This window comes from Pirellulales bacterium, from assembly GCA_035656635.1.
Lineage (GTDB): Bacteria > Planctomycetota > Planctomycetia > Pirellulales > JADZDJ01 > DATJYL01.
In genome coordinates, this window is sequence record DASRSD010000031.1 from 21,282 (window position 1) to 28,898 (window position 7,617).

Genomic DNA, 7,617 nt, shown 5'->3' on the forward strand with positions numbered 1-7,617 from the left:
GGACAGCCGTCGCTACATCACTGAGTGGCCAAATTAGGCGACCACCAAAATTACCGGCGGCTTTCCGACTGAGCCCGAAATCGCTGGACGAAAGCGGCATAATCGGCGGGCGTGTCGATGCCGATCGTCGGTTCGTCGACAAGGCCCACAAGAATATCCTCTCCATGTTCCAGGACACGTAGTTGCTCCAGATTTTCCAGCCGCTCCAGCAGAGTGCGCGGCCAGCGGGCCAGTTGCAGAAGAAAATCGCGGCGATAGGCGTACAGCCCCAAATGCTGGAAGAAATGCGGCGGTTGGGCCGAAAGCAGTTCGTTCCGCCATTCCCGGGCATGGGGAATTGCCGCACGGCTGAAATACAGGGCACGGTAGGCGGTAGGCAGTACGCGGTAGGCAGCAGGCGGCGATTTTGAGTCGATTGGGGAATGGGGAATGAGGAATGGGGAATGCCCACTGGCGCTTTCTTCCTCCTCCCTTCTTCCTCCTCCCTTCTGCCTTCTGCTTTCTGCCTTCTGCTTTCTGCCTTCCAGCTCTCCCCTGTCCCCTGCGCCCTGCTCCCTCAGCTCGGCCATCACCACCTTCACACAGGCTGGATCGTACAATTTCTCTTGGCTGCGAATCGGCGTGGCCAGCGTGGCCATGTTCACCGCCGGATGCCGCTCCAACAACGCCACCACCAAATCGATTGCTTGGCCAGACAGCTCCGGCTCATCGCCTTGCACGTTCACGAAAATATCTACGTCGGACAACTGCTGCGCCACTTCCGCAATCCTGTCCGTGCCGCTGGCGCAATCGGGACTGGTTAAAAGCGCCTCGCCCCCGAAGCCGCGCACCACGGCGGCGATTTCTTCACAATCGGCAGCCACACACACCCAACCGGCGCGCTGGGATTGCTGTGCCGCCTCATAAGTGTGTTGAATCAACGGCTTGCCGGTTTCGCAAAGCAGCAATTTGCGAGGCAACCGGGTGGAAGCCAACCGAGCGGGAATCACAATCCGGCTGCGAAGCGCATGTTCCGCGCCGCTGGGGTCCGTTTTGCGCCCGCCAACTGGGCCAAATTGCGCCACCGATTTCTTTTGGGCCATCGACATGAAAGCTCCTCCTTGAGCGAAATGCTCCCCCATTTTATCCCGAAAACAGCACATTCCGACAGGTCAGCACAAGTGGACCGGTTTTGTCGGCAGTTTTTGGCCTGCGAAAATAGCTCAAGCTTTTTGGCGGCAAGAAGATAGAATATGCTTGTTAGTCCGGCCGAGGCGGTTTACTTCCTAGGAGAGCGTTATGTGCGGCATTGTCGGGTACGTAGGTCACCGCGAGGCAGTCGATTACCTCATCGAAGGGCTGCGCCGCCTGGAATATCGCGGCTACGACAGCTCCGGCGTGGTCACCATCACGCCGCAGGGGAAGTTCGCCGTGGTGAAAACCGCGGGACGAATTGATTTCCTCGAGCAGAAACTAGCCGAGGTGCCCGCGCCGGGCCACATTGGAATCGGCCATACCCGCTGGGCGACGCACGGGGCGCCGAACGATGTCAACGCCCATCCCCACATCGGCGGTCAGCAGGTTTTGGCGCTAGCGCACAACGGCGTGATCGAGAATTTCCGCGCCTTGAAAGAACAGCTCGAAAGCGAAGGCTACATTTTTCGCAGTGCCACCGATACCGAAGTCATCGCTCACCTCATCGCCAGTTGCCTGGAAAAGCACGCGAGCGTTTCGTCGGCTGGCACGGCATCCGCCCGTACTGCCGACAGTGCCAATGGCAAGGCGGCCCAAAGCGCCGCCCCTGCCGATCCGCACGCGCCGCTGATTCGTGCCGTGCAGGAAGCTTTGGCACAACTCCGCGGCACTTACGGATTAGCGATCATCTTTCGTGAACATCCCGATGTCATTATCGCCGCACGCTTGGGTAGCCCGTTGGTGGTGGGCGTGGGGGATAACGAACATTTTGTGGCCAGCGATGCTTCGCCGCTGGTGGGGCACACGCAACGCATCGTCTATTTGGCTGACCATGAATTGGCCGTGATCACCGCCGATTCATTGCGCGTCATTCACCGCGACCAGGGGCAAGTCAACCATCGCGTGCGGAAATTGGAAGTCGAAACCGAAGTTGTCCAGCTGGGCAACTACCCGCACTACATGCTCAAGGAAATTTTCGAGCAGCCAGAGTCGCTGCAAAACGCCATGCGCGGCCGGCTCGATCGGGACGAAGCCACGGCTGTGTTCGGCGGCTTGAATCTTACGCCGCAACAGCTGCGGCATGTGAACCGCCTGATTCTCACCGCTTGCGGCACCAGTTGGCACGCGGCCTTGGTCGGCGAATATTTAATTGAAGAATTCGCGCGAATTCCGGTCGAAGTGGAATATGCCAGCGAATTGCGCTACCGCAATCCGCCCATCGAAAACGACACGCTGCTGTTTGCCATTACGCAAAGCGGCGAAACCGCCGATACGCTGGCCGCTTTGCGCGAAGTGAAGCGCAAGGGGCACCCCACGCTGGCCATTTGCAACGTCGTCGGCAGCACCATCGCCCAAGAAGCCGACGGCGGCATTTATTTGCATGCTGGGCCGGAAATCGGCGTGGCGTCGACCAAAGCCTTTACTTCGCAATGCCTGACGCTGGCCATGCTGGCGCTGTACCTCGGCCGCATTCGCCATCTCAGTTACGGCGCCGGCTCGCGCATCATTGACGAAATGCACGAGTTGCCGGAACGGGTCAAGCAAGCGCTGGAGTGCAACAACGCGGTGCGCCAGGTCGCCGCCAAATATGCGCAGTGCACGAACTTCCTTTATCTCGGCCGGCAATACAATTTCCCGACCGCTTTGGAAGGCGCCCTCAAGCTGAAAGAAATCAGCTACATCCACGCCGAGGGTTATCCTTCCGCCGAAATGAAGCACGGGCCAATCGCGCTGGTAGATGAGCACACGCCTAGCGTGGTCATTATTCCCGAGGGCCAGGTGTACGAAAAAGTCATGTCGAACCTGGAGGAAATTAAAGCCCGGGGTGGGCCGGTCATCGCCATTGTTAGCGAAGGAGATAAGCGCGTGGCCACCCTGGCCGATGACGTCATTTATGTGCCCGACGTGCAAGATTTTCTGCAGCCCATTGTCACGGTGATACCGTTGCAATTGCTGGCTTATCACATTGCCGTGCTCCGCGGCTGCGATGTCGACAAGCCCCGTAACCTCGCCAAAAGCGTCACGGTAGAGTGAATCTTTTTCTCCCTCTCCCATGGGGAGAAGGCAGTTGGTGAGGGCGCCAAACGCCGAACGATCGAAGATCATTCGCATCATCATCTCTTCCGCTACTGCGTTAATCGTTTATCATTCATCGTCGAATCTTTCTTTCCGGGCCCGTAGCTCAGTTGGTTAGAGCAGGGGACTCATAATCCCTTGGTCGTAGGTTCGAGTCCTACCGGGCCTATTCCGCTAGTTGCCGACGAAACCAGCGTTGGTGGATGCGTAGTTAGTAAAGCCTTCACGATTCGAAGCAGACATCAGTATGCATTTCAATGTGGATTGCAGACCGGAAACTACCGGTTACAATGAGGGGGTATGTATGACGAAGCCCTAACGACCGAAGCGCTGTATCTTGCTGACGGCGCAGATATTCACAACGTGGCCGGTTTGGTCGCTACTTATCGGAGCGTGGCGCGGGAAGGGCTGGACGCGGGGGAGCTAGAGCGGGAGCTACGTCGATACGTGGCCTGCAAGAGAATGGGGCGGCTAGTTATTGTGAACTGGCCAACACTTAGCGCAACCGCCTGCCACTGACCAGCAAGCCAAATGCCACGACGCCCAGCACGAAGGCGCTCGGCTCAGGGACGGCGGTGACCTGAATCGTGGCAACATCGCCCGTCCAACCCGTGTCTTCGCGAAAGATTCCGACGCCCGCAGTACCACCATCAGTATAATTGCTGGCCCGGCTGGTATTCCAATACTCATCGTCAGGATTCACATCCGTACCCACGGACGGAGCAACGGTTGCCACCCCGTAATTCAGGGAGATGTACGGTCCGGACACGCCGGTGGGATTCGCGCCATAAGTTTCCGTGTTGTACGCCACTCCAAAGATGACGGTATCGGGCGCCGTTACGCCCGTGAAATCGAAATTCACTGGGAACGCAGTGCCGCTACCAGGGTTCGTGTTCCAGGGAACATGGACGGTTTCTGTCCGCGTTGCGATGAGCGAACCAACGGAGGTGCCTGATCCCGGATTGTAAAAGTTAAGCGTAAGCGGCTGATCGTAACCTGTGGCGTCACCGACACCGGGGTAATCGGACTGGTTCGCCCAATCGCTCATGATAATTTCGACATTCGTCAGCGCACGAGACGAGCCTGCAAAAGTAATCTCGTTGCCAAACTCAGAAGTTTGTTGTGCCTGATAGCCCAGGCTCGGGATGTTGGTCGGCAGCGGCGCCGGGGTATTGTCGAAAATCACGTCGGCATTGGCTGCGCCCACCGAACCGAGTGTGAAGATGACTGCAGCTGATAGAATTGCCGCAATCGGCGACAACTTGCGAATGGAACCGCGAGATATTTCAAATCCGCTCATGTGCTTCTCCTGGTGTAAATGCTGAGATCAATCGTGGATCGGCGTTGCAGGCGCAACCGACTCAAGTAGGTAGGTAAAAATTGAAGTGCTGAAGTTTTGGTGGGACAAACTGGTCTATCGAACAGCGACAAACCACTTCAGCAGCCCCTACAGGTATAATCTCTACAACCCGTGCGCACAAGCATCCTCCAACGAATTGCCGCGCCGACGAAGGCGACAATCACGAGCCCCGTTCTGGCAGATAAGGCCCCACCGTATTGACGGTTTTGCTGAGAAAGATGGCTGAGAACAGCCAGCGCTACACCTGTTTCCATTCCCATGAGGCGACTACCGTTTAGTTCGCCGCGTGAATAACGCCAGAATCGCTCGGTTGCATGGTGCAAGGCCAGTGATGATGAAGTGGGGATAATTCCGGCATTATGGTCGTAAAATTGCCGTATTTCCCTCCACCCGGTGGTATTTTGTCTGCCGCGTCGGATGGTAGGATGAAAGATGGTTGAGCGTGAGGCAGAGGCGGATTAAATGAGAGGCATCCATGAGTCAGCTTCCAGTGAGTGGCGCGTCTAGGACCGCGCAGCGTGTCGACAAACGGTCTTGGTGGTCGACAATTCTGATTGGCATTTTGATCCTGGCTATTGCGGTATTGCTGTGGCAAAGACAAGGTCCTGCCCCGGCGGCAAATACCGCCAAGGCGGCCGCCCGCTTCGGGGCATCAATCTCGGAGGCAAAGTCGCAGGAGCCTTTGACGGAGCTCGCCAGCTTAGTGGGCCGGTGCATGCGCACCAGCCGGCCGGTGCTGCTGGGGAGCCGCGACCCGCAAGGACCAAGCTGCGTTCCGATGGTGAATGCCGGCGATATTGGCGACATAGTTCCAAACACGCCGGGCGATTTAGACGGGGGGCCCGGAACATCGCTGGCGACGCTGTATTTTTTCGATCGGCAAGATATTAAAACCCCTCAGCAAGATTTTGCCTGGCATCAGGGGCGCCTGAAAACCTATTTGCAAAATGAAGGCATCAGCAATCAGCCGGCCGGCGAAGAAGCGCACGAATTGGCGGAGAAATCGCGGCAATTTTGGGAACAAGCGTGCGCCTGGACCACGTGGCCCAAGCAGTTGCACGCGGTCGATTTTACGCCCAGCGACGATTGGCTTAGCCGCTGCATGTCGGCGTTGAATCGGGCTGTGGCGGATAAAGATCCGGCGGCCACGCAACATTGGGCCGGCGAGCTGGCTTCGGCTGCGTTCTCGCTGGAAGACTTGCACAACTGGCTGGGGTTTTTGGTCGAAAATCACTTAGCGGCCCTGGAATTCCAAAAGCGCTGCGCCAGCTTGTTCGCGGAATCTGAACAGCTGGGACACAAATACGATACTAATGCCACCATCAGCCAATTCCCGGCCGGCGTGCTAAGCCTGAACGGCAAGGCCAACTACTACGAGGTGGAACGGCAGGCCGAGCGATTGTTTTCGCAGCCCAACGATCGGACGATTGAAGCTAATTCCGGCAGTCATCTTACCTCCGGATCGTTATGGGTAACGCCTGGGGTGCGCGAAACGTACCTCAAAATGCAGGCCGTGCTTTCTCCCGATAACCGCAAAACCTGGGACGTGGCCGCCCGCACCCCGTACGAGCATAGCTATCTCATCAACATGCTGTTTCGCGCGGCTTATGCCGATACCGCGGACGAGTTATGCCAGGTGCTGAAAAAGTTCGATTCCCTGAACCCGCATGCGAAAGAACAAGAATTGCTCAGCGTGCTGATGTACCGCGGCCATTCGTTCGCGGGGCTGGAATGGGGAGATCGCTTTCAGCCAGAGCTCCTCAAGGCTGCCGAGGAAATCAAACCCGACGAAAGCAATCTCCAGGCCATGGACGATGCCTGCCGCTGGACCAATTCTTTTTATCGCACGCCCGCTCAATATGGCGTGACCTTGACGCTGCGTGAAGCACTGGAGCACAAGAAGTTGGATTGCGTGCGGGCCACTGACATGATCGGCGCCATTTTCCGCAATGCCGGCCGCATTGGCTTTGCCAACGTGCGGTGGTGCAGTGCCACCGGCGGACATTCGGTGGCCGTGTATGCCCAGCCGGATGGCGATAAGAACCGATTTCAAATATTCGACGGTCTGAACCCTTCGAAAGAATCGGAATATTTCCCAGAGTGCTATTTCCCCGGCCATGCATGGCCGCCGAGCTTGGAAGAAAATGCCGCTCCTCCCTATGCCGCCGAGTTATACGTCCGCGGCCTGGACAGCTACATTTGGGCTCAAGGTTACATTATCCGTGGCCCCAATGCTGGCTGGCTGACGAAGACCAGCGTGCCGTATTCGATCCGCCTGCAAGACGTTTCGACCACCAAAGTGTTCGACGGCCCATATCCGCAATAAGCCCCCATTTCTTTGGGCTCTATTCAGTTGCGCATTGCTGTAGGTAAACTGGAACCTTAGTTCTTGTGGTTATCGATGCCAAGATTTTCGTTCTGGCGGCGAATAGGCTACAGGCGTCAATCCAAAAAGCGGCAAGCCTGCGGAGCGAAGATTTATGGAAGAAGCCCTCATCCATCTAATTAATCGCGCTGACCCTGTTGCGATTGTCGCCCTACTGCTGATCTTCGGCGGCGGAATTATCGTGGCATTGATCTCGATCAGTTTCAACTTCATTAGCACATCACGTAAGCGTGACGCAGAGATTAATCTGAAGCATGAAATGATCGCCCGTGGCATGTCGGCAGACGAAATCGAACGGGTCCTGGCTGCCAAGTGCAATTCAAGCCCCGGCGCCAAATAAAATCGCCCGAGGAGGCAAACATGCTCGCACTATTGGCCGAATCAATTTTGGACAATCATACGTTGGTGATTTGCGCCACCGTGGCCATCATCTGTATTGCTTCCGAAGTTTCGGTTTACGCGGTGCGTTGGCGAAAGGCTGAATTAGAGCGCTCTTCATCTAGCTCTAGCGCCATGCCGGCAAATTAGTTAAGCTACGCAGCAACTTGAACAAGGAGGTTGCTGTGGCACCGTATTCGAGGGAGTTTCGTCGAGACGTACTTGCCGCCTGTGATACGGGTGA

Annotated in this window: 7 protein-coding genes and 1 tRNA gene; 6 read left to right on the plus strand and 2 right to left on the minus strand. The window is 56.8% G+C overall.

Annotated elements, in window-relative coordinates; translation table 11 throughout:
• Positions 1-50: 50 nt before the first annotated feature.
• A complete protein-coding gene (locus VFE46_02365; protein HZZ26826.1) occupies positions 51-1,088 on the minus strand; it encodes a 3-deoxy-manno-octulosonate cytidylyltransferase in 1,038 nt (345 codons plus the stop codon).
• Positions 1,089-1,278: 190 nt separating this feature from the next.
• Here VFE46_02365 and glmS point away from each other — a divergent pair, with 190 nt between their 5' ends.
• The 3 genes from glmS to VFE46_02380 all read left to right on the plus strand — a co-directional run bounded on the left by glmS (position 1,279) and on the right by VFE46_02380 (position 3,768).
• Positions 1,279-3,207 (plus strand): glutamine--fructose-6-phosphate transaminase (isomerizing), encoded by a 1,929-nt coding sequence (gene glmS / locus VFE46_02370; GenBank protein HZZ26827.1) that lies wholly within the window; start codon positions 1,279-1,281, stop codon positions 3,205-3,207.
• A gap of 137 nt (positions 3,208-3,344) precedes the next feature.
• A tRNA-Ile gene (locus VFE46_02375) sits at positions 3,345-3,418 on the plus strand.
• Positions 3,419-3,549: 131 nt separating this feature from the next.
• Positions 3,550-3,768, plus strand: a complete 219-nt coding sequence (locus tag VFE46_02380; protein ID HZZ26828.1) for a hypothetical protein — start codon at positions 3,550-3,552, stop codon at positions 3,766-3,768.
• Here VFE46_02380 and VFE46_02385 read toward each other — a convergent pair.
• A complete protein-coding gene (locus VFE46_02385) occupies positions 3,746-4,549 on the minus strand; it encodes a hypothetical protein (GenBank protein ID HZZ26829.1) in 804 nt (267 codons plus the stop codon). The genes VFE46_02380 and VFE46_02385 overlap by 23 nt on opposite strands.
• A gap of 535 nt (positions 4,550-5,084) precedes the next feature.
• Between VFE46_02385 and VFE46_02390 the strand changes: the two genes are divergently transcribed.
• The 3 genes from VFE46_02390 to VFE46_02400 all read left to right on the plus strand — a co-directional run bounded on the left by VFE46_02390 (position 5,085) and on the right by VFE46_02400 (position 7,523).
• Positions 5,085-6,935 (plus strand): hypothetical protein, encoded by a 1,851-nt coding sequence (locus VFE46_02390; protein HZZ26830.1) that lies wholly within the window; start codon positions 5,085-5,087, stop codon positions 6,933-6,935.
• Positions 6,936-7,089: 154 nt separating this feature from the next.
• The gene (locus VFE46_02395) at positions 7,090-7,335 is read left to right on the plus strand and encodes a hypothetical protein (GenBank protein ID HZZ26831.1); all 246 of its coding nucleotides are present in this window, start codon (positions 7,090-7,092) and stop codon (positions 7,333-7,335) included.
• Between the two features lie 20 nt (positions 7,336-7,355).
• A complete protein-coding gene (locus tag VFE46_02400) occupies positions 7,356-7,523 on the plus strand; it encodes a hypothetical protein (protein ID HZZ26832.1) in 168 nt (55 codons plus the stop codon).
• Positions 7,524-7,617: the final 94 nt, after the last annotated feature.

Coding starts and splice junctions, on each gene's coding strand:
- VFE46_02365 (HZZ26826.1), bottom strand. CDS start 1,088: ATGTCGATGGCCCAAAAGAAATCGGTGGCGCAATTTGGCCCAGTTGGC.
- glmS (HZZ26827.1), top strand. CDS start 1,279: ATGTGCGGCATTGTCGGGTACGTAGGTCACCGCGAGGCAGTCGATTAC.
- VFE46_02380 (HZZ26828.1), top strand. CDS start 3,550: ATGTATGACGAAGCCCTAACGACCGAAGCGCTGTATCTTGCTGACGGC.
- VFE46_02385 (HZZ26829.1), bottom strand. CDS start 4,549: ATGAGCGGATTTGAAATATCTCGCGGTTCCATTCGCAAGTTGTCGCCG.
- VFE46_02390 (HZZ26830.1), top strand. CDS start 5,085: ATGAGTCAGCTTCCAGTGAGTGGCGCGTCTAGGACCGCGCAGCGTGTC.
- VFE46_02395 (HZZ26831.1), top strand. CDS start 7,090: ATGGAAGAAGCCCTCATCCATCTAATTAATCGCGCTGACCCTGTTGCG.
- VFE46_02400 (HZZ26832.1), top strand. CDS start 7,356: ATGCTCGCACTATTGGCCGAATCAATTTTGGACAATCATACGTTGGTG.